The organism is Saccharopolyspora antimicrobica (genome assembly GCF_003635025.1).
GTDB classification, from domain to species: Bacteria; Actinomycetota; Actinomycetes; order Mycobacteriales; family Pseudonocardiaceae; genus Saccharopolyspora; species Saccharopolyspora antimicrobica.
In genome coordinates, this window is record NZ_RBXX01000002.1 from 89652 (window position 1) to 112190 (window position 22539).

At 70.2% G+C, this 22539-nt stretch carries 18 protein-coding genes; 4 read left to right on the plus strand and 14 right to left on the minus strand.

All coding sequences use genetic code 11. The features are described 5' to 3' along the window. Positions 1 to 77 precede the first annotated feature (77 nt). Both dnaK and ATL45_RS01005 read right to left on the minus strand, forming a co-directional pair. Entirely contained in the window at positions 78 to 1913 is a 1836-nt protein-coding gene (gene dnaK / locus ATL45_RS01000; protein ID WP_121505278.1) for a molecular chaperone DnaK, read from the minus strand. A gap of 142 nt (positions 1914 to 2055) precedes the next feature. Further along, a complete protein-coding gene (locus tag ATL45_RS01005; protein ID WP_093158517.1) occupies positions 2056 to 2625 on the minus strand; it encodes a helix-turn-helix domain-containing protein in 570 nt (189 codons plus the stop codon). A gap of 87 nt (positions 2626 to 2712) precedes the next feature. On the opposite strand from ATL45_RS01005, the gene ATL45_RS01010 reads away from it, so the two are divergent. Then, on the plus strand, positions 2713 to 3543 hold the full coding sequence (locus tag ATL45_RS01010; RefSeq protein ID WP_093158519.1) for a class I SAM-dependent methyltransferase: 831 nt from the start codon (positions 2713 to 2715) through the stop codon (positions 3541 to 3543). Between the two features lie 84 nt (positions 3544 to 3627). Here the strand turns inward: ATL45_RS01010 and ATL45_RS01015 are convergent, their stop codons facing one another. Further along, the gene (locus ATL45_RS01015; RefSeq protein WP_170210124.1) at positions 3628 to 4188 is read right to left on the minus strand and encodes a DUF3060 domain-containing protein; all 561 of its coding nucleotides are present in this window, start codon (positions 4186 to 4188) and stop codon (positions 3628 to 3630) included. Between the two features lie 368 nt (positions 4189 to 4556). Between ATL45_RS01015 and ATL45_RS01020 the strand changes: the two genes are divergently transcribed. Together ATL45_RS01020 and ATL45_RS01025 are read left to right on the plus strand one after the other, a co-directional pair. Beyond that, positions 4557 to 4973 carry a hypothetical protein gene (locus tag ATL45_RS01020; protein WP_093158524.1) on the plus strand — a complete coding sequence of 139 codons (417 nt, stop codon included), beginning with the start codon at positions 4557 to 4559 and terminating at the stop codon, positions 4971 to 4973. Next, a complete protein-coding gene (locus ATL45_RS01025) occupies positions 4970 to 8743 on the plus strand; it encodes an nSTAND1 domain-containing NTPase (RefSeq protein ID WP_093158527.1) in 3774 nt (1257 codons plus the stop codon). Before ATL45_RS01020 ends, ATL45_RS01025 begins: the two co-directional genes overlap by 4 nt. 1 nt (position 8744) lies before the next feature. Here ATL45_RS01025 and ATL45_RS01030 read toward each other — a convergent pair whose 3' ends face one another. The 11 genes from ATL45_RS01030 to ATL45_RS01080 form a co-directional block, all read right to left on the minus strand. Beyond that, positions 8745 to 9887, minus strand: a complete 1143-nt coding sequence (locus tag ATL45_RS01030) for an MCE family protein (RefSeq protein WP_093158529.1) — start codon at positions 9885 to 9887, stop codon at positions 8745 to 8747. Further along, complete coding sequence (locus ATL45_RS01035) at positions 9887 to 11017, minus strand: MCE family protein (RefSeq protein ID WP_246025103.1); 1131 nt, start codon at positions 11015 to 11017, stop codon at positions 9887 to 9889. Before ATL45_RS01035 ends, ATL45_RS01030 begins: the two co-directional genes overlap by 1 nt. A gap of 268 nt (positions 11018 to 11285) precedes the next feature. Beyond that, positions 11286 to 12491: an MCE family protein gene (locus tag ATL45_RS01040; protein WP_093158532.1), complete on the minus strand. Its 1206-nt coding sequence runs from the start codon at positions 12489 to 12491 to the stop codon at positions 11286 to 11288. Then, positions 12491 to 13507: an MCE family protein gene (locus ATL45_RS01045; protein ID WP_170210125.1), complete on the minus strand. Its 1017-nt coding sequence runs from the start codon at positions 13505 to 13507 to the stop codon at positions 12491 to 12493. Before ATL45_RS01045 ends, ATL45_RS01040 begins: the two co-directional genes overlap by 1 nt. Then, on the minus strand, positions 13504 to 14538 hold the full coding sequence (locus ATL45_RS01050) for an MCE family protein (protein ID WP_093158534.1): 1035 nt from the start codon (positions 14536 to 14538) through the stop codon (positions 13504 to 13506). The genes ATL45_RS01045 and ATL45_RS01050 overlap by 4 nt, the downstream gene beginning before the upstream one ends. Then, positions 14535 to 15857 (minus strand): MCE family protein, encoded by a 1323-nt coding sequence (locus ATL45_RS01055; RefSeq protein WP_093158537.1) that lies wholly within the window; start codon positions 15855 to 15857, stop codon positions 14535 to 14537. The genes ATL45_RS01050 and ATL45_RS01055 overlap by 4 nt, the downstream gene beginning before the upstream one ends. Continuing rightward, positions 15854 to 16708, minus strand: a complete 855-nt coding sequence (locus ATL45_RS01060) for an MlaE family ABC transporter permease (RefSeq protein WP_093158539.1) — start codon at positions 16706 to 16708, stop codon at positions 15854 to 15856. The genes ATL45_RS01055 and ATL45_RS01060 overlap by 4 nt, the downstream gene beginning before the upstream one ends. Before the next feature lie 4 nt (positions 16709 to 16712). After that, positions 16713 to 17492 carry an MlaE family ABC transporter permease gene (locus tag ATL45_RS01065; RefSeq protein ID WP_093158542.1) on the minus strand — a complete coding sequence of 260 codons (780 nt, stop codon included), beginning with the start codon at positions 17490 to 17492 and terminating at the stop codon, positions 16713 to 16715. Between the two features lie 170 nt (positions 17493 to 17662). Continuing rightward, positions 17663 to 18409 carry a glucose 1-dehydrogenase gene (locus tag ATL45_RS01070; RefSeq protein ID WP_093158544.1) on the minus strand — a complete coding sequence of 249 codons (747 nt, stop codon included), beginning with the start codon at positions 18407 to 18409 and terminating at the stop codon, positions 17663 to 17665. A gap of 1 nt (position 18410) precedes the next feature. Then, positions 18411 to 19919 (minus strand): aldehyde dehydrogenase family protein, encoded by a 1509-nt coding sequence (locus tag ATL45_RS01075; RefSeq protein ID WP_093158547.1) that lies wholly within the window; start codon positions 19917 to 19919, stop codon positions 18411 to 18413. Between the two features lie 61 nt (positions 19920 to 19980). Beyond that, positions 19981 to 20868 carry a 3-oxoacyl-ACP reductase gene (locus ATL45_RS01080; protein ID WP_246025104.1) on the minus strand — a complete coding sequence of 296 codons (888 nt, stop codon included), beginning with the start codon at positions 20866 to 20868 and terminating at the stop codon, positions 19981 to 19983. A gap of 455 nt (positions 20869 to 21323) precedes the next feature. Between ATL45_RS01080 and ATL45_RS01085 the strand changes: the two genes are divergently transcribed. After that, positions 21324 to 22502 (plus strand): acyl-CoA dehydrogenase family protein, encoded by a 1179-nt coding sequence (locus ATL45_RS01085; RefSeq protein ID WP_093158552.1) that lies wholly within the window; start codon positions 21324 to 21326, stop codon positions 22500 to 22502. Positions 22503 to 22539 lie beyond the last annotated feature (37 nt).

The window sequence follows — 22539 nt, forward strand, 5'->3', positions numbered from 1 at the left end:
TTCGGCGGACGCAACGTATTCTCGCGAATTCCCGGGGGAATATTCCGGAAATTGCGCCCTGAACGCGAATCCGCTGGTCACTCCTTCTTCTTGTCGTCCTCGTCGACGACCTCGGCATCGACGACGTCGTCCTCCGCCTGTCCCGGCTGCTCCGGTTCGGGCTCCTGCTGTGCCTGGCGCCCGTACATCGCTTGGCCGATGGCCTGCGAGGCGGTCGCCAGGTGGTCGACCGCCGATCGGATGCGTTCCACGTCTTCGCCCTTGAGCGCCTCGTTGACGTCCTTGATCGCGTCCTGCACCCGGGTGCGCGTGTCGGCCGGGATCTTGTCCGTGTTGTCGGTGAGGACCTTCTCGGTCTGGTAGACGAGGGTCTCGGCCTGGTTGCGGGTCTCGGCCTCCTCGCGGCGCTGGCGGTCCTCCTCGGCGTGGGCCTCGGCGTCCTTGACCATCCGGTCGATGTCGTCCTTCGGCAGCGCCGACCCACCGCTGATCTTGATGGACTGGTGGCGGCCGGTGCCCAGGTCCTTGGCGGAGACGTGCACGATGCCGTTGGCGTCGATGTCGAAGGTGACCTCGATCTGCGGCATGCCGCGCGGCGCCGGCGGGAGGCCGGTGAGCTCGAACATGCCGAGCTTCTTGTTGTGCGCGGCGATCTCGCGCTCGCCCTGGAAGACCTGGATCATCACCGAGGGCTGGTTGTCGTCGGCGGTGGTGAAGGTCTCGGAGCGCTTGGTCGGGATCGTGGTGTTGCGCTCGATCAGCTTGGTCATGATGCCGCCCTTGGTCTCGATGCCCAGGGACAGCGGCGTGACGTCGAGCAGCAGGACGTCCTTGACCTCACCGCGCAGCACACCGGCCTGCAGGCTGGCGCCGACCGCGACGACCTCGTCCGGGTTCACGCCCTTGTTCGGCTCCTTGCCGTCGGTCAGCTCGCGCACCAGGTCGGTCACCGCGGGCATCCGCGTCGCGCCGCCCACCAGCACCACGTGGTCGATGTCGCCGACCTTGACCCCGGCGTCCCGGATCGCGTTGCCGAACGGCTTGCGGCAGCGCTCCAGCAGGTCCGAGGTGATCCGCTCGAACTCGGCGCGGGAGAGCGTCTCGTCCAGGAACAGCGGGTTCTTGTCCGCGTCGACCGTGATGTAGGGCAGGTTGATGCTGGTCTGCGAGGAGCTGGAGAGCTCGATCTTGGCCTTCTCGGCAGCTTCCTTGATCCGCTGCATGGCCATCCGGTCCTTGGTCAGATCGATGCCCGCCGACGCCCGGAACCGCTCCACCAGCCACTCGACGATGCGCTCGTCCCAGTCGTCACCGCCCAGGTGGGTGTCGCCGGAGGTGGCCTTGACCTCGACGAGCCCTTCGCCGACGTCGAGCAGCGAGACGTCGAAGGTGCCGCCACCGAGGTCGAAGACCAGGATGGTCTGCTCCTTCTCGCCCTTCTCCAGGCCGTAGGCCAGCGCAGCCGCGGTCGGCTCGTTGATGATCCGCAGCACGTTCAGACCGGCGATCTGACCCGCTTCCTTGGTCGTCTGCCGCTGCGAGTCGTCGAAGTAGGCCGGGACGGTGATCACCGCGTCGGTGACCTCCTCGCCCAGGTACGACTCCGCATCGCGCTTGAGCTTCATCAGCACGCGGGCGCTGATCTCCTGCGGCGTGTAAGCCCTGTCGTCGATCTGCACCTTCCAGTCGGTGCCCATGTGCCGCTTGACCGACCGAATGGTGCGGTCCACGTTGGTGACGGCCTGGTTCTTCGCCGGTTGCCCGGTGAGCAGATCGCCGTTCTTGGCGAAGGCCACCACCGAGGGCGTGGTCCGCGAGCCCTCGGAGTTGGCGATCACCGTCGGTTCACCGCCCTCCAGGACCGCCACAACGGAGTTCGTCGTCCCCAGATCAATGCCGACCGCGCGCCCCATCACGCACCCCTCTCCGACTCGCTTCCGTCGAGCCCTCCGAGGTCGATGTCCTCAGTATGGGAACGCCCCACGGGCACGTCCACCTGGGCGAACGGTGCTGGAGCGACCGGAGGTGCGGTCGTTGCGCGTGTGCCGCCAGTGCTCAGGCGGACCGCGGCCTGGCGCGGACGTGCATCTTCTCCCCCTGCGGTCCGAAGAGGCTGAGAACCTCCACCGGCGCCTCGCCAGTGCTGCCGAACCAGTGCGGGACGCGGGTGTCGAACTCGGCCGCTTCGCCCACCTTGAGCACCACGTCGTGCTGGGCGAGCACCAGCCGCAGCTTGCCGCTGAGCACGTAGAGCCACTCGTAGCCCTCGTGGGTGCGCTGATCGGGTTCGCTGCGCTCCGGGCCGATGATCATCTTGAACGCCTGCAGCCCGCCCGGCTGCTGGGTGAGCGGCACGATCGTGGTGGCGTCGCCCTGCTTGAACGGCTTCATCCGCACCCGCGGGTCGCCGACCGGCGGCGCGCCGACCAGTTCGTCCAGCGGCACCTGGTGGGCCTGCGCGATCGGCAGCAGCAGTTCCAGGCTCGGTTTGCGCTGCCCCGACTCCAGGCGGGAGAGCGTGCTGACCGAGATCCCGGTCTTCTCCGACAGCGCGGCCAGCGTGCACTTGCGCTGCTGGCGGATGGCCTTGAGACGCGGTCCGACCGCGGCGAGCACTTCGTCCATGCCCGTATTGCAGAAACAGCAACAGGATTTGTCAAGTCGGCGAGGCCGTGCGCATCGTGGTGCCAGGACATCCGGATTGGAGTGCAGATGACCGACCTCGACTGGGCCGCGATGGCCGACGTGCTCGAACTCGAAGGCGAGGCGCACCGGCCCTACGTGCAGCTGGCGCTGGCCGAGCTGGCGCAGCTGGAACCGCAGCGGATCATGGACATCGGCAGCGGCCCGGGCGTGGCCGCCTGCCAGCTGGCCGCCGCGTTCCCGAAGGCCGAGGTGACCGCCGTCGACGGCACGCCGGAACTGCTGGCGCGCGCTGAGCAGCGGGCGAAGCGGCTCGGGGTCGAACTGCGCACCCGGGTCGCCGAGTTCCCGGCCGGGCTGGACGACCTCGGCACCGCGGACCTGATCTGGACGGCGCAGACGGTGCACCACGTCGGCGACCAGCAGGACGCGCTGAACCGGCTGGCGCGGCTGCTGACGCCGGGCGGCGTGCTGGCGGTCGTGGAGGGCGGGCTGCCGACCCGCTGGCTCCCGCACGACCTCGGCTTCGGCCGCCCCGGCCTGCAATCCCGCGTCGACGCGGCGATGTCCGAGCGCTTCAACCAGATGCGCGCCGAACTGCCCGGCTCGGTGGCGACGGTGGAGACCTGGGCCGACATGCTGCGCACGGCCGGCCTCGAAGGGACCCGGAGCAAGACGTTCCTGGTGGACCGCCCGGCCCCGCTGGACGACGGCACCCGGCGGTGGCTGCGCGGAACGGCCGAGCGCTACCGCCACGGTCTCCAGGACCACCTCGACGCCGAGGACCTCGCGACGCTGGACCGCCTGCTGGACCCGGCCGACCCGATGGGCCTCGACCAGCGCCCCGACCTCTTCCTGCTCACCGCGAAGACGGTCCACTTCGGACACAACCCCGCCTGACCGATCGGCGCCGGTAGAGCCCGTGAGCGTTTTGTGACGCTATAGCCGCACAAAGCACTCACGGGCCTTGACCTGCGGATCCGGTCAGGGGGTTGCCGAGCCGCCCTGGGCGACGGTGCCACCCTTGTTGATCACCTGCGGCTGGCCGGAGGCGTAGTGCACGGTGCTGCCGGGACCGACCGCGATGATCTTCTGCGCGGAGCCCACGTCGACGGTGGAGTTGCCGCCCTCGACCTTGACCAGCGAACACGCGCCGTTGAGAGTCAGGTTGGCGTCGCTGGCCAGCACGATGACCTTCCGGGCCGCGCAGTCCTCGGTCAGCGAGGTGCCGTTGGCGCGGACGATCAGCGGAGCCCCGCCGCCGCCCTGGAAGTTGCCGCCCCGGTAGTCGTCGCCGGATTCGTCCTGATCGCCGCCCTGCCCGGTGGTGTCACCCTGACCGGCGGCGTCGACGGCCGCGTCGGTGTCGTCCACGACCGGCAGCGGTGCGGCCTGCGCGTCGGAGGACGCCGAGGCGTCACCGGACTCGGAAGTCGGCTGGCCGCCCGAACCGCACCCCGCGAGCAGCAGCGCGCTCAGCCCGGCACCGGCCAGCACGACCGCGGCGCGCCGCACCGAGCCGTCTCTCAGAGGATCTACCTGCATGTTCAACAAATTATCAATCTTGTTCTGAAGGTACCCCTCGGGCACCCCCGCACGTGATGATCCCCACCGGAACCCGCCCGCCAGAACTTCGGCGGAACACGGGGCCCGGGAGCGGCTGGCGCGGCGCATTCCGCCAGCCGCGGACGCTGATCACGTGGCCCGACGGCTCGGCGCGGTGCAGGTCCTCGTTGATCGGACCGGGCGCCGTTTCACACTCCGGCAGACGACAACCGCCTTTCCGGCATATTCCGCAAATTCGGGAATCATTTCACCAAGTGAATCTCCTTGATTCCTTTCCGCCCAGCTGACCCGGCGGTCTATGGTCACCGCGTCAGTCGAGCAGTCATAACCCTTCACTGGGGGGACCAATGGATCCCGAACTCGCGGCTTTGGCGTCGTCCGCGGCGAACACGCTGGTGGAATCGCTGACGACCAGTGCGTGGCAACAGGCGAAGAACGGCCTCGGAGCGCTGTGGCGCCGGGTGCACCCCGACCGGGCCGCGACCGTGGAAGCGGAGTTCGACGACGCCCGCGAGGAAGCGCTGGCGGCCATCCGCACCGGCGATGAGGAGACCGGGCAGGCGCTCATCGCGGAATGGCGGTCACGGCTGCGCCGCTTGCTGAACGACGACCCCGAGGTGGCCGCCGAGCTGATCCGGTTGGTCGAGGATCTGCGTGCCGCACCACCGGAGCGCAACACCCAGGTGGGGACGATGTACGGCAGGGCGTCCGAGCACGGCAGGGTGTACCAGGCCGGCGGCGACATGCACTTCAACGAGCGGTGAAGCCCGACGAGAAGGCCGGAGCGCACCACCTCTCGGCCACGGCACGCGACTACGCGAAGATCTTCCAGGCACTTCGCGACCAGCACTTCCACTTCTACGACGGCGACGGCAACCGGACGTATCGCACGTTCCTGGCCGCGACCGACGGTGTCTGCCCGTACCCGACCGACATGGCGGCGTTCAGCTCGGCGGACAGGCACTGGTTCTTCGGCCGGGACCACTTGGTCGCGGACCTCGTGCAGCGCCTCGACCAGCGGTGGCGGGACGGCCGCGGTCCGCTGGTCGTCGTCGCTCCCTCCGGAGCGGGGAAGTCGTCCCTGCTCCAAGCCGGGTTGCTCCCCATGCTCGAAACAGGTGCGCTGCCCGGCGAGAATTCGGCGCGTTGGCCGCGACTGCTGTTCACCCCCACCGACGACCCGGTCCGCGCCTTCGCAGCCGAGCTCGTCGGTCTCACCGGTGACGACCCGGACGAGGTCGAGCAGCAGTTGGCCGATCCCGTTCAGTTCGGCGAGCGCCTGCGCGAAGCGCTGCGGGAACGGGTGGGCATCGGGGTGGAGTCGGGGGCACGCCTAGTGGTCATCGTCGACCAGCTCGAAGAGCTGTTCACGCTGTGCACCGACGCGGCGGAACGGCAGCGCTTCCTCGCGCTGCTCTCGCACCTCTCCGAACCGGGTCCGGGCGGCGGAACACCGACCGCGCTGGTGGTCTACTCCCTGCGAGCGGACTTCTACGCGCAGTGCACCGACCACCCGCAGCTGCGCGACGCACTGCAGAACGGTCAGGTCGTCGTCGGACCCATGAGCCGGAAGGAACTGCGCCAAGCGATCATCTTCCCGGCGCGGCGGGCGAAGCTGCGGGTCGAAGACGGACTGGTCGACCTCCTGCTGCGCGATCTCGGCATCCCCGATCCCGACGACGACACCGCAGCCGGGTACGAGGCCGGACGCCTGCCGCTGCTGGCCCATGCGCTGCGGGTCACCTGGCAGGTGCGGGCCGGCGATCAGCTCACCGTCGCCGGATACCGCAGGACGGGCGGGATCCAGCACGCGGTGGCGACCACCGCCGACGGCGTGTACGACGCGCTGCTCTCCGCCGAGCAGCAGGTCGCGCGGACTCTGCTCCTGCGGCTGATCAAGATCGGCGACGGCACCGAGGACACCCGCAGGCGGACGTCCCGGACCGAGCTGCTGGCCGATCTGACCGATCAGCAGCTCGCGCGGGACGTGCTGGAGAAGTTCACCCGCGCCCGCCTGCTGACCCAGCAGCAGGACACCGTGGAGATCACCCACGAAGTCCTGCTCCGCGCCTGGCCCCGGCTGCGCCGCTGGATCGACGACGACCGGTCCGGCAACCTGATCCGCCAAGCGCTCGACGAGGACGCCGCCGCCTGGGACCGCGACGGACGCAGTCCTGCCCTGCTGTACCGGGGAAAGCGGCTGGACGACGCCCGCGCGTGGGCCAAGGCGAACCGGGCCGAGTCGAACTCGCTGGCCTCGGCGTTCCTCTCCGCGTCCGCCCGGCGGAAGCGCTTGCTCACCGGTGCGGGCTACACCGCGGTCGCGCTGGTCGGAGTGCTCGCCCTGGTGGCGACGCTCGCGGCGGCGACCGCCATCGGGCAGCGCGACACCGCCATCTTCAACCAGGTCACCGCGCAGGCCGACCGCCTGCAGGGCCTCGACATGTCCCTGTCGGCCAAGCTGAGCCTAGCCGCCAGCCACATGCGCCCGGACGACCTCGACGTCCGGACGAACCTCATCGCCACCGAGAACACCCCGCTCTCGTCGCTGCTGACCGGGCACACCGGCCGGGTGGTCTCGGCAACACCCAGCCCGGACGGACGCACTCTCGCCAGCACAGGTGAGGACAAGACCGTGCGGCTGTGGAACTTCTCCGATCCCGCGCGTCCCGTGCCGCTCGGAGCACCTCTGACCGGGCACACCGATGTGTCGACGCAGACGGCGTTCAGTCCCGACGGCCGCGTCCTCGCCTCCGGGAGCAATGACGGCTCGGTCCGGTTGTGGAACGTCGCGGACCCGGTACACCCCGTTCTTCTCGGCCAGCCCCTCGAGGACCAGATCGGCCAGATCGCGGACGTGGCGTACAGCCCGGACGGACGCACGCTGGCCGCTGCGGGGGAGAACGGCACGGTGCGGCTGTGGAACGTCGCAGACCCGGCGCGGCCAGTGGCGTTGAACCGTCTCCTCAGCGGCTACTCCGGCGACATCTTCTCCGTCTCGTTCAGTCCCGACAGCCGTACGCTCGCCAGTTCCGGAAAAGACGGGCTGCTGTTGCTGTGGAACGTCGCCGACCCCGCCAACCCAGCCCCACTCGGCAAGAATCTCGACGGTCACAACGGCAACGTCCACTCCGCGGTGTTCAGCCCGGACGGGCGGCTCCTGGCTGCTTCCAGTGACGACGAGAAGATCCTGATGTGGAACGTTTCCGATCCCGCGCAGCCCGTGCTGCTGGACCGAGCCATGACCGGCCACACCGGTCCGGTGTTCTCGGTCGCCTTCAGCCCCGACGGACGCGTGCTGGCCAGCGCCGGCGTCGACCGGACCATCCGGTTGTGGAACATCGCCGATCCCGCCTATCCGGTGGCACTGGGAAAACCGTTGACCGGGCACAGCAACTACGTGCTCTCGGTGGCGTTCAGTCCCGACGGAGAGACGCTGACGAGCAGCAGCAATGACAGCACGATCCGGGTGTGGAATCTGCCGCGCACGATCGTGACCGGCCACACCCACGTCGTCAACGCCGTGGCGTTCAGCCCGGACGGACGCACGCTGGCCAGCGGCGGCGATGACCGGACCGTGCGGTTGTGGGACGTTTCCAGCACCACCCGCCCGACCCCGCTGGGTGAACCCCTCACCGGCCACACGGACGCCGTGTTCTCGGTGGCGTTCAGCCCCGACGGGCGCACGCTGGCCAGCGTGGGCAGCGGTGGCACCTTGCGGTTGTGGGACGTTTCCGAACCGGCGCAGCCGGTGGCCCGTCAAACCTCGATCGGCGATCCCACTCCACTGTGGTCGGTGAAGTTCAGCCCGAGCGGTGAGTTCCTGGCCGCCGCGAGGGAGAATGGGACGGCCCAGCTCTGGAACGTCTCCGACCCGGCTCACCCGGAGCAGCTGGGCAGCCCCTTCACCATCGGCACCGAAGGCGCGAGTTCGGTCGCGTTCAGCTCGGACAACCGCATCCTGGCCGTTGGAGGCACCAACGCGATCCGGCTCTTCGACATCACCGACCCGGAACGGCCGGTCGCCCTGCCGCTGATGACCGGCCACACCGGCACCGTGCGGTCGGTGGTCTTCGATCCCACCGATGATCTCCTGGCCACCGCCGGTTACGACCTGACGGTTCGCCTGTGGGACGTTTCCGACCCCGCGAAGCCGAAACAGCTGGGATCACCCCTGACCGGCCACACGAACTTCGTGACGGCCGTGGTGTTCAGCCCGGACGGCCGCACCTTGGCCAGCTCGGACGCCGATGGCGCAGTGCGGTTCTGGGACGTCTCCGACCCGGCTCGCCCAGGACCGATCGGCCAACCCATCACCGGCCACACCGATGCGGTGTGGGGTCTGGCCTTCAGCTCCAACACCACGCTGGCCACCGGCAGCCACGACCAGTCGGTGCAGCTGTGGAACCTGGACCCGGGCTTCGCCGCGCAACGCATCTGCGCCACCACCAACGCCAACGTCCTGACCGAGGAGGAATGGCGCAAGTACGTCGCGGGCGAGCTGGCGTTCGACCCGCCGTGCCAACCGTCGTGACTCACCTGAACGGCGGCGGAGCCGGTACCGGGTCCGGGATGGGCTGACGCGGGGCGTTCTGGGAGCCTCGGACGCTGATCACGCTGCCCGGGGGCTCGGCGCAGTGCAGGTCCTCGTTGATCGGGCCGGGCGCCGTTTCGCTGCCCGGGCGGCGGGGCGTGCCCTCGTAGCCCCGGGTGCAGGCGATCGGGTTGAAGAAGTTCAGGACCAGGCCGAGGTGCCCGGTGCCGTCCGGGGACAGCGTGTGGGAGAACGCCGAGATCACCGGCAGGGCCACCAGCAACTGCTCCATGCCCTCGGTGCGCACCTCGGTGATCTTCATCGTGGTCAGCATGTTCGCCGCGACCACGCCGAAGTCGGTGCCCGCGCTGTCGAGCAGCGCCTGGACCTCCTGGCCCGCCGCGGGCGCGTCGCGGATGATCCCGCGCAGATCCGGGTCGGATTCCTTTAGCTGCCCGGAGATCTCGCGCAGGCCCTCGCTGAACGACACGATCTCCTCGGCCTGCTGCTGCTGGGTGCGCAGCACGACGTCGCTGTTGGCGAGCAACGAGGTGGTCTGCGGGAGGTGCTGCTCGGCCGCGGCGGTCACCGAGCTGGTCGCGTCCAGCAGCCGCTGCAGGTGTGCGCCGGAGCCCTCGAAAGCGGTGCCGACCTCGTTGACGACCGTGCGCAGGTCGTCGACCGGGACGCTGCCCACCAGCCGGTCGAGGTCGACCAGCAGCGATTCCGGCGGCAGCGGCACGGCGGTGCGGTCCTGGGCGACCACGGCACCGCTCGCCAGGTACGGACCGCCGTCGTGCTCGGGCCGCAGGTCCAGGTACTGCTCGCCGACCGCGGACCGGTTGGCCACCACCGCGCGGGTGTCGGCGGGGATCTGCGGGGCGGAGTCGTCGATGTGCAGTTCGGCTTCGAGGCCGGTCTCGGTGAGCCGCATCGCGGTCACCCGGCCGACCGCCACGCCCCGGTAGGTGACCTCGGAGTTGGTGAACAGCCCGCCGGAGTCGGCCAGCTGCACGGTGACCGAGTAGCCGTTGCCGCCGAAGAGCCGGTCCAGCCCGGCGTAGCGGCCGCCGGTGTAGCCGATCCCGACCACGGCCAGGACCAGGAACAGCGCCAGGTGCACCTTGGTCTTGCGGCTGAACATCACTGGCCTCCCAGCAGCGGCGGGACGGAGGGCGTCGGCGCGGAGCCGGGCACCGGCAGCGGGAGCGGCGGCAGCGGCGGGGCCGGTGGCGGCGGCCGCAGTCCCGACTGGCCGGCGTCGCTGAGGCCGGGGATCGGGATCAGCGGGCCGGAGGAGCGCGAGAGGTTCTCCACGATGCTGCTCAGGTCCAGGTCGAAGCGCACGTCGGCGTTGACGAAGTCGCCCTTGAGCGGCTTCATCACGTACTCCGGGAACGGGTAGGTGGCCAGGAAGCCGATCGCGTCCGGCAGCGCGTCACCGGTGTCGGCGAGCTTCTGCAGCGTCGGAGCGAGCGCGTGCAGGTCGGCGAGCATGTCGTCCCTGCTGCGGTTGACGGTGTCGACCGCGACACCGGAGAGCCGGTCCAGCGACTCCAGCATCGACACCAGCTGACCGCGCTGCTCGTTGAGCACCTGCAAGCCCGGCCCGATGCCGTCGAGCGCGGCCGAGACGGTGCCGGTCTGCTCGCGCAACGTCGTGGACAACCGGCCGAGCCCGTCGATGGCCCGGGTGATGTCCTCCCGCTGACCGTCCAACCTGGACACCGTCTCGTCCAGGTTCCCCAGCAGCGAGCGGATTTCCGCCTCGTTGCCGGTGAAGACCTTGTTCATCTCCCGCACGATGTCCTGCAGCTGCGCCACTCCGCCGCCGTTGAGCAGCATCGACAGCGCGCCGAGCACCTCCTCGATCTGCGGGTTGCGGTTGGTCCGCTCGATCGGGATCACCGCGCCGTCGGCGAGCTCGTCGGACGCGGGCTGCGCGGGTGCGGCGAGCTCGATGAACTTCTCCCCCAGCAGGCTGGACTGCCGCAACCGGGCGTCGGCGTTGGCGGGCAGCCGGACGTCGCCGTTGATCGACATCGACACCAGCGCCGTGGTGTTGTCCGGGCCGAGCTCGATGCGCTCCACCCGGCCGACCGGCACGTCGTTGACCTTCACGCTGGACTGCGGCACGAGGTCGAGCACGTCGGCGAACTGCGCGCTGACCCGGTAGGGCCGGTCGCCCAGCTCGGCGCCGCCGGGCAGCGGCGCGTTGTAGAGGCCGGTGAACCCGCCCGCCGAGCAGCCGGACACCAGCAGCAGGATCACCACCAACGCACACCGCTTCACTGGGAGCTCTTTTCGTATTGGTCGGCCGCAGCCGCGACGACCGACTGGCCGAGCCCCGGCAGAACATCGCATGCGCCGCAGGCGCATGACCCACCCCCGCAACCGGCACCGCTGAGGGTTCTCAGCGGTCGCCTGGCGAGGACAGCCTGTTCGCCGTGTATTGGACATACATGAGAACGGGATCCCGCAGCCAGGCGGGCGCTGAGGTTCCGCCACCCGCACCGCCACGCAAAACGAGCCTGGAAGATCCTCATTGCGAGCCCCCCTCTCGCGAGGCGTCGACGAGCGGTAGCGGCAGCGGCGGGAGTTCGCCCTGCTGGAGGTAGTGCATGGTCTCGCCGATCGACGGCAGGCCGAGCTTGCCGTCGAGCACCGGGGCCAGCTCGTCGCAGGTCTTCTTCAGGTCCTCGGGCACCGGTTCGGGCAGGCTGTGCTGGATCAGCTTGCACACCATCAGCACCGGCGGGTGGGTGAGCTCGTTGAGGTGCCCGCGCACGGTCACGGTGCCGGAGGCCGCGTCGTAGGCGTTGATGAAGTTCGTCGCGCCCAGCGGCGCCACGTCGAGCACCTCGCCCAGCGCCTCGCGCTGGTCCACCAGGGCCTGCGTCACGCCGGTCAGGTTCTCCACGTTGGACGAGAACTGCTCGCGGTTGTCCCGGATGAACGCCGAGACATCGCCCAGCGCCGCCGCCAGCGAGCTCAGCGAGGCGCCCATCTGGTCCTGCTCGCTCGCCAGGAACCCGGCGACGTCGGCGAGCCTGCCGTTGAACTCCCGGATCTGCCCGTCGCTGGCGGCCAGCGCGGCGGTGAACTCGTTCAGGTTGTCCACCGTGGCGAACAGGTCGTCCTGGTTGTCCTGCAGCGTCCCGGCCAGATCGCCGAGCCGCTTGATGGTCGCGTTGAGGTTCTCGCCCTTGCCGTCCAGCGCCGCGGCCGAGGTGTTGAGCACGTCGGTCAATGCGCCGGTGCGGTTGGCTCCGTCCGGCCCGAGCGCCTCCGCCAGCGACTTGGCGCTGTTGTAGAGCTCGTCGAGCTCGGCCGGGGTGGCAGTGCGGTCCTTGTCCAGCACCGCGCCGGTGGCCAGCTCCGGGCCACCGGAGTAGGCCGGGGTCAGCTGCACGTACCGGTCGCTGACCAGGCTCGGCGCCACCACCACGGCCTTGACGTCGGCGGGGATCTGCACCTCCCGGTCGACGTGCAGGTCGACGCGGACCACCTCGCCCTGCGGCACCACCGCGGCGATGCGCCCCACCTCGACGCCGAGCACCCGCACGCTCGACCCGGCGTAGACGCCGACGGCCTTGTCGAAGTAGGCGGTCAGCTGCTTGCCCGGATCGCTGAACGCCCACCACAGGCCGGCGCTGACCAGCAGCACCAGCGCGCTGCCGAGGACGAGCAGCCTGGTCAGCGGCGACTTCCGGCGCGGTTCTTCCTCGTCCGGCCCAGGTGCGGACATCAGTCACCTCCGACGGGTCGGGTCGGCACCGGGAGCTCGCAGGAGGTCGTGTTCGTCTGCAGCGGCCCGGCGTTGATCGGGGGCGGGAACAGCCCGCAGATGTAGCCGTCGAACCAGCGCCCGTTGCCGACGGTGTTGTTGAACCCGCGCACGTAGGGCGCCATCGCCTCGATGGTGCGGCCGAGATTGTCCTGGTTGCGCTGCAGCATCTCGGTCAGCTGGTTGAGCTGGTCCAGCGTCGGCCGCAGCTGCGCCTGGTTGTCGGCGACCAGGCCGCGCAGCTCGTCGGAGAGCTTCTGGGTGCCGCTGAGCAGCGAGGAGATCGCGCCGCGGCGCTGCTGCAGCTCGGTCAGCAGGAGGTTGCCGTCGGCGATCAGCCGCTGCACCTGCTCGTCGCGGTCGGCGACGATCCGGCTGACTCCGCTGGTGTTGCGCAGCAGTTCGCTGAGCTGCTGGTCGCGCGAGGAGATCGTCTGCGACAGCGCGGAGAGCCCGTCGACGGCCTCCCCGAAGTGCTCCGGCGCGCCGCGGAAGGTGTCGGCCAGCACCCGGAAGCTCTGCGCGAGCTGCTCGCCGTCGACCTCATCGGCGGTGCGGGTGAGCTGGTCGAGCGCGTCGGGGATGTCGAACGGCGCGGCGGTGCGCTCCACCGGGATCGGCTCGGACAGCTCCTGCTCGCCCTCCGGTTGCAGCGCCAGGAACTTCTCGCCGAGCAGCGTCTTGATCTCGATCCCGGCGCGGCTGCGGTCGCCCACCTCGGCGTCGTCGACGCGGAAGGACACCAGCACCCGGTTGCCCTCCAGCGACACGTCGGTGACCTCGCCGCTTCGGATGCCCGCGATGCGCACGTCGTTCCCGGCAGCCAGCCCGGCCGATTCGGTGAAGTAGGCCTGGTAGGTGCTCCCGCCGAGCACCGGCAGGTCCTTGGCGAAGAACGCGCCGCTCGTGACGAGCACCAGCAGTACGATCGTCACCACCCCGACGACCGCCTGGTTCCGCTCCCGCAACGGTTTCACGACTGGCACCTCTCCGGCATCTCCGACGGCGGCGCGGGCAGGATCGGGATCTTGATGTTGAGGTCGGAGATCCCGACGGTGCCCGACATCCGGCACAGGTAGAAGTTGAACCAGCTCCCGTAGCTCACCGTCCGCGTCAGCGCGTTCAGCCGCTCGGGCACGGTCTGCAGGTCGTGCTCCAGCTTGGGCATCTCGGCGTTGAGCACGGTGGTGAACCGCTGGAGCTCGGCGATGTTGCGCTGCAGCGGTTCCCGGCCCTCGGCGAGCAGATCACCGGTGGTGCCCGCCAGCTCGTCGAGCGCCGCGACCGCTTCGCCGACCGGCTTGCGCTGCTCGGCGAGCCCGCTGGTGAGCTGCTGCAGCGAGGTGATCAGCTCGCCCAGCTGCGGGCCGCGCGCGTTGACCGCGCCGACCGCGGTGTTGAGGTTGTCGATGACCTGGCCGATCACCTCGTCCTTGCGGGCGAGCGTGGTGGTCAGCGAGGCGGTGTGCGCGAGCAGGCTGTCCACGGTGCCCGCTTCGCCCTGCAGCACCTGGACGAGTTCGCCGGAGAGCTGGTTGACGTCCTCCGGCGAGAGCGCTTGGAACAGCGGCTTGAAGCCGTTGAACAGCGCGGTGAGGTTCAGCGCCGGGTGGGTGCGCTCCAGCGGGATCTCGCCGCCCGGCGGCAGCACCTCGTCGCCCTCGCCGATGGGCGCGTCCAGCGCGAGGTAGCGCTGCCCGGCGAGGTTGCGGTACTTCACCGTCGCCGAGGCGTCCACCGGCAGCCGGCGGTTCGCGTCGACGTCGAAGCTCACCAGCGCGTGCTTGGCGTCGACGACCTCCAGCCCGGTGATGCGGCCGACCTTGACCCCGGCCATCCGCACGTCGTCGCCGAGGTTGAGCCCGGAGGCGTCGGCGAACCGCGCGGTGTAGTCGCTGGACGAGCTGGACGTCGACGCCGCGATGGTCATCGCCAGCACTCCGGTCAGCACCACCGTGACCAGCGCGAACAGCGACAGCTTGAGCAGCGGCGCAGTGATCGACCTCATCTCACCTCCACCTCGGCCCCGCGGTAGACCGGCCCGACCAGCAGCCCGCTCCACCCCGGCACGTCCTCGCGGGCGACACCGAGCTGCGGGGCGAGCAGCGTCGAGAGCAGCTCGCGCTCGGCCGGTGCGTTCGCCACCGACTGCGGTGCGGTCGATGCCGGGGCCGCCCACGGGAACACCTCGTCGCGGTCGCGCGGCGGCTCCGGGAACGTCGAGCCGTCCTCCACCGGCCCGCCCGGCGGGTACTGCGGGAAGGTGTCCGGCGGTTCGACCCACGGGTAGCAGCGCGGCCCCCGCTGGTCCAGGTACTTCGGATCGTCCACCCCGGGCAGGTACTTGCCGCGGCTGCCGGTGATCTCGATGGTGAACTTGGCGATCTCCGGGTTCTCGGTGCCCTTGCCGAAGGAGGCCTCGGCCGTCGGGATGGAGTCCGCGAACTGCTTGAGCATGCACGGGTACTGCGGCGAGTACTCGGCCAGCAGCTCCAATGTGGACCGCGAGCTGCTGGTCAGGTTGATCAGGTTGTCCTTGTTCAGCGCCAGGAACCGGTCGAGGCTCTCGGCGCTGGTGGTGACGCTGCCGATCATGTGCTGCAGCTGGGTGCGCTGCTCGGCCAGCGTCCGGCTGGTGGTGGTCAGATCTCCCAGCGCCTGCGCCAGATCCGGCACCGCCTCGTGGTAGGTGTCGGCCACGTCGTCGATGCGGGCGATGACCGACTCCAGCTTCGGCAGCGACGGGTTGAGCTGCTCCAGGTAGCTGTCCAGCTGCACCAGCGTGTCGCCCAGCTGCTCGCCGCGACCGTCCAGCGCCTGCGACACCGCGGTCAGCGTCGTGGACAGCTTCTCCGGCTGCACCGCCTGCAGCACCGGCATCAGCTCGTCGAGCACCTTCTCGACCTCGATCGCCGAGCTGCTGCGGTCCTGCGGGATCACATCGCCGTCGGCCAGCGCCTGCGAACCGCCGCCTGCCGGGATCTGCAGCGCGACGTAGCGCTCGCCGAACAGCGTCTTGGGCAGCAGCCGCGCCGACGCGCCCGTCGGGATCAGCTCGGCCTGGTCGGGCTTGAGCGCCAGCTCCAGCACCGCGTGGTCGCCGACCGCGCGCACGTCGCGGACCTCGCCGACCACCACACCGCGCGCCTTGACGTCGGCGCCGACGCGCATCTGGTTGCCGATCCGGTCGGTCTCCAGGCTCACCGCCACCACCGGCGTGAACGCCTTGCGGTAGACCGCGATGGTGCCCGCGAAGAACATCCCCGTCGCGACCAGGAACGCCACTCCGAGCGCCTGGTAGCGGCGCCTCTTCTCATCGCCCCTCATCCGGAGATCCGAACCGTCGTGGTGGAGCCCCAGATGGCCAGGCTGAGGAAGAAGTCCAGCACCGAGATCAGCACGATCGAGGTGCGCACCGCCCGGCCCACGGCCATCCCGACCCCGGCGGGCCCGCCGCGCGCGGTGTAGCCGTAGTAGCAGTGCGTCAGGATCACCGCGATGCTGAACACGATCACCTTCCCGAAGGACCACAGCACGTCCTCGGGCGGCAGGAACAGGTGGAAGTAGTGGTCGTAGGTGCCCGCCGACTGGCCGTAGAACCACACGGTGATCTGCCGGGAGGCGAAGTAGGAGCCCAGCAGGCCCACCACGTACAGCGGGATCACCGCGGTCACCCCGGCGATCACCCGGCTGGTCACCAGGTACGGCACGGTCCGCACGCCCATCACCTCCAGCGCGTCGATCTCGTCGGAGATCCGCATCGCGCCCAGCTGCGCGGTGAACCCGCAGCCCACGGTCGCCGACAGCGCCAGGCCCGCGGCCAGCGGCGCCACCTCGCGGGTGTCGAAGTAGGCGGCGATGAAGCCGGTCAGGGCGGAGGTGCCCAGCTGGTCCAGCGAGGAGTAGCCCTGCAGGCCGACCACCGCGCCGGTGGCCACGGTCATGCCGATCATCACGCCGAGCGTGCCGCCGATGACGGCCAGCGCCCCGCTGCCGAACACCACCTCGGTCAGCAGCCGCGCGGTCTCCCGCGAGTAGCGGCGCAGCGTGACCGGGGCCAGCGCGAGGGCGCGCAGGTAGAAGGAGAGCTGCCAGCCCAGGCCCGCGAGCGCGTCCCCGGGCCCGCGCAGGAACTGGTGGCGCGCCGGGGAGGCGGCGACCGGATCGACGACGGCCATCGGCTCACAACCCCTTCGGTGGCACGAGTTGCAGGTAGATCCCGGTGAGCACCAGGTTGATCAGGAACAGCAGCAGGAAGGTGCTCACCACCGCCTGGTTGACCGCGTCGCCCACGCCCTTGGGCCCGCCGGACGGGTTGAGTCCGCGGTAGGCGGCGACCACACCGGCCACGAACCCGTACAGCAGCGCCTTGAACTCGCTGATCCACAGGTCCGGCAGCTGCGCGAGCGCGTTGAAGCTGGCCAGGTAGGCGCCCGGCGTCCCGCCCTGCAGGACCACGTTGAAGAAGTAGCCGCCCATCACGCCGACGACGCTGACCATCCCGTTGAGCAGCAGCGCGACCAGCATCGCGCCGACCACCCTGGGCACGATCAGCCGGTGGATCGGCGAGACGCCGAGCACCTGCATCGCGTCGATCTCCTCGCGGATGGTGCGGGCCCCGATGTCCGCGCAGACCGCCGAGCCGCCGGCCCCGGCCACCAGCAGCGCGGTGATCAGCGGGCTGGCCTGCTGGAGGATGGCCAGCGCGCTGGCCGCGCCGGTGAACGACTGCGCCCCGATCTGCTGGGTCAGCGACCCGAGCTGCATCGCGATGACCGCGCCGAACGGGATGGCCACCAGCGCGGTCGGCAGGATCGTCACGCTGGCGAAGAACCACGCCTGCTGGATGCACTCGCGGACCTGGAAGGGCCGCCGCGGCATGGCCCGCAGCACCTCCCATGCCAGCGTGGCCATCCGTCCGACCTGGACGAACGCGCCCGCGCCAGCGCTGCGCACCGCCATCTGGTCACCTCCCGATCCGCGTTGATCCGGGACCCCGCACGCCGCCCCGGACCGGCTCCGGCGCGCTGTTCTGCCGCGATTTCAATGGAAATCGGACGTCTGATTTCCATTGAAATCGCGTCCGGAGATCACCCGGCCGGGATCCCGGCGGAGTCACTCCCGTGCACCGCTCAGGCGAGCGAGTGCGTTGCCGTCGCACCGCCGTCGGCGACGAACTCCGCGCCGGTGCAGTAGGAACTCTCGTCGCTGGCCAGGAACACCACCAGGTCGGCGATCTCCGCCGGCTGCCCGACCCGGCCGAGCGCGACCCGCTCGCCGACGTGCTCCATCGGCACCGGCCCACCGACGGCGTCGGGGATCATCTGGGTGTCGATGGCGCCCGGGTGCACCGAGTTGACCCGGATGCCGCGCTTGCCCAGCTCCATCGCCGCCACCTTGGTCATGCCGCGGATGGCGAACTTGCTCGCCGAGTAGGCCACCAGCAGCGGCATGCCGCCCAGTCCCTCCACTGAGGACACGTTGATGATCGAGCCGCCGCCGTCGGACATCGCCGGGATCACCTCCCGCATGCCCAGGAAGGTGCCGATCTGGTTGACCCGGATCACCCGCTCGTAGTCGGCCAGGCTGGTCTCGGCCAGCTCCGAGAAGTGCAGCACCCCGGCGTTGTTCACCAGCACGTCGATCCGGCCCAGCTCGCCCGCCGCGCGCACCGCGTCGACCCAGTCGTCCTCGGAGCTGACGTCCAGGTGCTGGTAGACGGCGTCCGGGCCGAGCTCGTCGGCCAGCGCCTTGCCCGGTTCGTCGGCCACATCGGCGATCAGCACCCGCGCGCCCTCTTCGACGAACCGCCGCGCGGCCGCCGCGCCCTGCCCTCGTGCCGCGCCGGTGATGATCGCGACCTTTCCCGTCAACCGCATGTCACATCAACTCATCCGTCAGCGGCAGCAGCACGGTCTTGAGCTCGGTGAAGGACTCGTAGGCCGACCGGCCGCCCTCCCGGCCGAGCCCGGACTGCTTGTACCCGCCGAAGGGCAGGTGCGGCTCCACCTGGAAGCCGTTGATCCCGACCGTGCCCGCGCGGATCCGCTTGGCCACCCGGAACGCCCGCTGCACGTCCTTGGTGTAGATCCCGGCGCCGAGGCCGTACTCGGTGTCGTTGGCCAGCCGCACCGCCTCGTCCTCGTCGTCGAAGGGCACCACGGTCAGCACCGGCCCGAAGATCTCCTGCTGGGCGACGGTCATCGAGTTGGCCGCGTCGGCGAAGATGGTCGGCTGCACGAAGTTCCCGGCGCTGAGCTCGCCGTCGCCGCGCCCGCCGCCGGTGACCAGCCGCGCGCCCTCCCGCTGGCCCTGCTCGATGAAGCCGAGCACCCGCTCCAGCTGCCGCTGGTTGATCAGCGGGCTGGACAGCACGCCCGGGTCGAACGGGTCGCCGTAGGTCACCGAACCGGCGATCAGCTCGGCGGCGCCGATGAACTCGTCGTAGGCGTCGCGGTGCACCAGCGCCCGGGTGGTCGCCACGCAGGCCTGCCCGGACAGCCCGAGGGTGACCATGCCCATCGCGGTCATCCCGGCCAGACCGACGTCACCGTCCGGGAACACGATCGCCGGGCTCTTGCCGCCGAGCTCCAGCGACACCCGCTTCATGGTGCCCGCGGCGGCCGCGACGACGCGGCGGCCGACCTCGCGGCTGCCGGTGAAGCTGACCTTGTCCACCTGCGGGTGGGTGATCAGCGCTTCGCCGGTCGGATCGCCGGGGCCGGTGACGACGTTGAGCACGCCGTCCGGGATTCCGGCCTCCTGCAGCAGTTCCACCATCCGCAGCACGCTGAACGTGGCGTACTCGGAGGGTTTGAGGACGACGGTGCAACCGGCCGCCAGCGCGGGCGCGACCTTCTGCGCGAACAGCAGGAACGGCGCGTTCCACGGCAGCACCGCGGCCACCACGCCGACCGGTTCGCGCAGCGTCATCGCGAGGTGGTCGCCGCCCTGGTACGGCGGGAACGTCTCGCCACCGGCCTTGTCGATCCACCCAGCGTGGTGGTCGAAGACGTCGGCGGCCACGTCGACCGAACCCGCGTAGACGGTGGCGAACGACAGCGGCACGCTGTTGTCCAGCGCCTGCCGCGCCCGCAGGTCGTCGGCGTTCTCCCGGAGCAGGTCGGAGCACCGGCGCAGCAGCCGGGAGCGCTCGCCCACCCGCATCGTCGGCCACGGGCCCTCGTCGAACGCACGACGCGCGGCCCGCACCGCTTCGTCGACGTCCTCGGCACCGGCGACGGCGATGTCGCCGATGACCTCGCCGGTCGCCGGGTGGTGGTGGGTCCAGGTGCGGCCCGCGCGGGCCTGCCGCCACTGGCCGTCGACCAGCAGCAATCCGTCCTTGAGCCCAGCAGCGTCGCGGTGCTGCTGCACGGTCAGCGCCATTCGGAAGTCCTCCCTGAGCGGCGGTTTCAGCTGGTTTCGGGGAGCTCCTGGCTCCGTTCCCCTAGGGGAGGGAGAGAAGTTCGGCTGCGGAGAAGTTGCGCTCCGGGTCGCGGTCGGCGAAGTAGGCGCCGACGGTGCCCGCCAGCTCGTCCTCCGTCCACAGCGGACCGCTGGTGTCGAAGCGCTGCTCGACCACCGGCGCGGCCATGAGCGCGATCAACCCGCTGTGCACGACGAAGACCTGCCCGCTGATCCGCTCGGCGGCGGGCGAGGCGAGGTAGGCGACCAGCGGTGCCACGTGATCCGTCGACAGCGGGTCGACGCCGTCCTCCGGCGCCGGGCCGAAGACCTCCTCGGTCATCGCCGTGCGGGCCCGCGGGCAGATCGCGTTGGCCCGCACGCCCATTCGCGCGAGCGCACGCGCGGTGGACACGGTGAGCGCGGCGATCCCGGCTTTGGCCGCGGCGTAGTTCGGCTGCGCCGCGGCACCGAGCAGGAAGGCCTCCGAGGCGGTGTTGATCACGCTGCCGTAGGTGCTGCCGTCCTGCTTGTACTGGTCGCGCCAGAACGCGGCGGCGTTGCGGGACAGCAGGAAGTGGCCGCGCAGGTGGACGCGGACCACGTCGTCCCACTCCTGGTCGGCCATCTTGAACAGCATCCGGTCGCGCAGCACGCCGGCGTTGTTCACCACCACGTGCAGCCCGCCGAAGCGCTGCAGCGCGGTGGACACCAGCTCCTCCGCGGTCGCGCTGGACGAGACGTCCCCGAGCACCGCGACGGCCTTGCCGCCGGCCTCCTCGATCTCGGACACCACGTCCGCAGCGCGCTCGGTGACGTCGTTGACCACCACCTCGGCCCCGGCACCGGCCAGCGCGAGCGCTTCCGCCCGCCCCAGTCCGGCGCCCGCCCCGGTGACGACAGCGACCTTGCCCTCCAGACTCCGCACCACCACTCCTAGCTTCAGTCGAAGTTCACGATCCGGCGGACGCGCAGGTGCCGGATCCATGCCCGATCTGCTCGAGAACCGCCGTCTTCACCCGTTGATCACCTCACCGAGGGAGCCGGGACTGTAACTCGCACCACACTAGAACGTGTTCTTTCACAGTGGCAAGACCAGCGGGAAAAAGCTTGCGGATTTCCGATCGACCCACGTCGTGGATCGTGCAACCAGTTCTACCGAGCCTCGTTCGGGCGATCCACTCGGCTGCTCAACGAGCCGTTCGTGCGAACGTCACTGCTCCGTTCGGTGCGATCTCACCCCTTCGCCGCACCTTAGAACTCGTTCCGCACCGTCAAACCGAACGCCGACATCCATCCCACTAGCGGCTTGTCGACCTGAGCACCCCGCCGGGCTTATGGTTGTTGAAACATGTTTCAGCACACTGCCGATCGCAGGAGGGGTGCATGCGCATCGCCTACACGTCCGAGCAGGAGGAGCTGCGCGAGGAGCTGCGGCGCTACTTCGACAAGCTCATGACGCCCGAGATCCGCGAGGAACTGGCCGCGCACGGCGACTACGGCAACGGCGAGGCCTACCGGCAGGTCGTGCGGCAGATGGGCGCCGACGGATGGCTCGCGCTGGGCTGGCCGACCGAGTACGGCGGGCAGAACCGCAGCACCCTCGACCAGCTGATCTTCACCGACGAGGCGGCCGTCGCGGGCGCCCCGGTGCCCTTCCTGACGCTCAACAGCATCGCGCCGACGATCATGCGCTACGGCACGCCGGAACAGAAGGCCCACTACCTGCCCAAGATCGCCGCGGGCGAGATCCACTTCGCGATCGGCTACTCCGAGCCGGAGGCGGGCACCGACCTGGCCTCGCTGCGCACCACCGCCGATCGCGACGGCGAGGACTACGTGATCAACGGTCAGAAGATGTGGACCAGCCTGATCCAGTACGCCGACTACGTCTGGCTGGCCTGCCGCACCGATCGCGAGGCCAGGAAGCACCGCGGGCTGAGCATCCTGATCGTGCCCACCGACGCCCCCGGCTTCTCCTGGACGCCGGTGCACACCGTCGCCGGGCCGACCACCAGCGCGACCTACTACCAGGACGTGCGGGTGCCCGCGTCGGCGCTGGTCGGCGCCGAGAACGAGGGCTGGCCGCTGATCACCAACCAGCTCAACCACGAACGCGTGGCGCTCACCTCGGCCGCCCCGCTGCGCTCCGCGCTGGACGAAGTCCTGGAGTGGGCGCGGGAGACGCGGCTCACCGACGGACGGCGCGTGATCGACCAGGAGTGGGTGCGCCACCACCTGGCCCGCGCGCACGCCGGCGCGGAATTCCTCAAGCTGGTCAACTGGAAGATCGCCACCACCATCGAGCGGCACCCGGCGCCCGCCACGGCATCGGCCACGAAGGTGTTCGGCACCGAGTTCGCCACCGAGGCCTACCGCCTGCTGATGGAGGTCCTCGGCAGCGCGGCCCACATCCGCCGCGGCTCGCCCGGCGCGGCCCTGCGCGGCCGCATCGAACGCATGCACCGCTCCTCGCTGATCCTGACCTTCGGCGGCGGGACCAACGAGGTGCAGCGCGACATCGTGGCCGCGGTCGGCCTGGGCCTCCCCCCGGCCAAGCGCTGATTCACCCGGCACCGCGTCGATCTCGCGCGAAATCGAC

Bases quoted from the DNA above. Each gene is read 5' to 3' on its own strand.
- ATL45_RS01020 (WP_093158524.1), top strand. From the start codon at position 4,557: ATGGATCCCGAACTCGCGGCTTTGGCGTCGTCCGCGGCGAACACGCTG.
- ATL45_RS01050 (WP_093158534.1), bottom strand. From the start codon at position 14,538: ATGAGGTCGATCACTGCGCCGCTGCTCAAGCTGTCGCTGTTCGCGCTG.
- ATL45_RS01075 (WP_093158547.1), bottom strand. From the start codon at position 19,919: ATGGCGCTGACCGTGCAGCAGCACCGCGACGCTGCTGGGCTCAAGGAC.
- ATL45_RS01040 (WP_093158532.1), bottom strand. From the start codon at position 12,491: ATGTCCGCACCTGGGCCGGACGAGGAAGAACCGCGCCGGAAGTCGCCG.
- ATL45_RS01055 (WP_093158537.1), bottom strand. From the start codon at position 15,857: ATGAGGGGCGATGAGAAGAGGCGCCGCTACCAGGCGCTCGGAGTGGCG.
- ATL45_RS01085 (WP_093158552.1), top strand. From the start codon at position 21,324: ATGCGCATCGCCTACACGTCCGAGCAGGAGGAGCTGCGCGAGGAGCTG.
- ATL45_RS01015 (WP_170210124.1), bottom strand. From the start codon at position 4,188: ATGCAGGTAGATCCTCTGAGAGACGGCTCGGTGCGGCGCGCCGCGGTC.
- ATL45_RS01005 (WP_093158517.1), bottom strand. From the start codon at position 2,625: ATGGACGAAGTGCTCGCCGCGGTCGGACCGCGTCTCAAGGCCATCCGC.
- ATL45_RS01060 (WP_093158539.1), bottom strand. From the start codon at position 16,708: ATGGCCGTCGTCGATCCGGTCGCCGCCTCCCCGGCGCGCCACCAGTTC.
- dnaK (WP_121505278.1), bottom strand. From the start codon at position 1,913: ATGGGGCGCGCGGTCGGCATTGATCTGGGGACGACGAACTCCGTTGTG.
- ATL45_RS01065 (WP_093158542.1), bottom strand. From the start codon at position 17,492: ATGGCGGTGCGCAGCGCTGGCGCGGGCGCGTTCGTCCAGGTCGGACGG.
- ATL45_RS01070 (WP_093158544.1), bottom strand. From the start codon at position 18,409: ATGCGGTTGACGGGAAAGGTCGCGATCATCACCGGCGCGGCACGAGGG.
- ATL45_RS01010 (WP_093158519.1), top strand. From the start codon at position 2,713: ATGACCGACCTCGACTGGGCCGCGATGGCCGACGTGCTCGAACTCGAA.
- ATL45_RS01030 (WP_093158529.1), bottom strand. From the start codon at position 9,887: ATGTTCAGCCGCAAGACCAAGGTGCACCTGGCGCTGTTCCTGGTCCTG.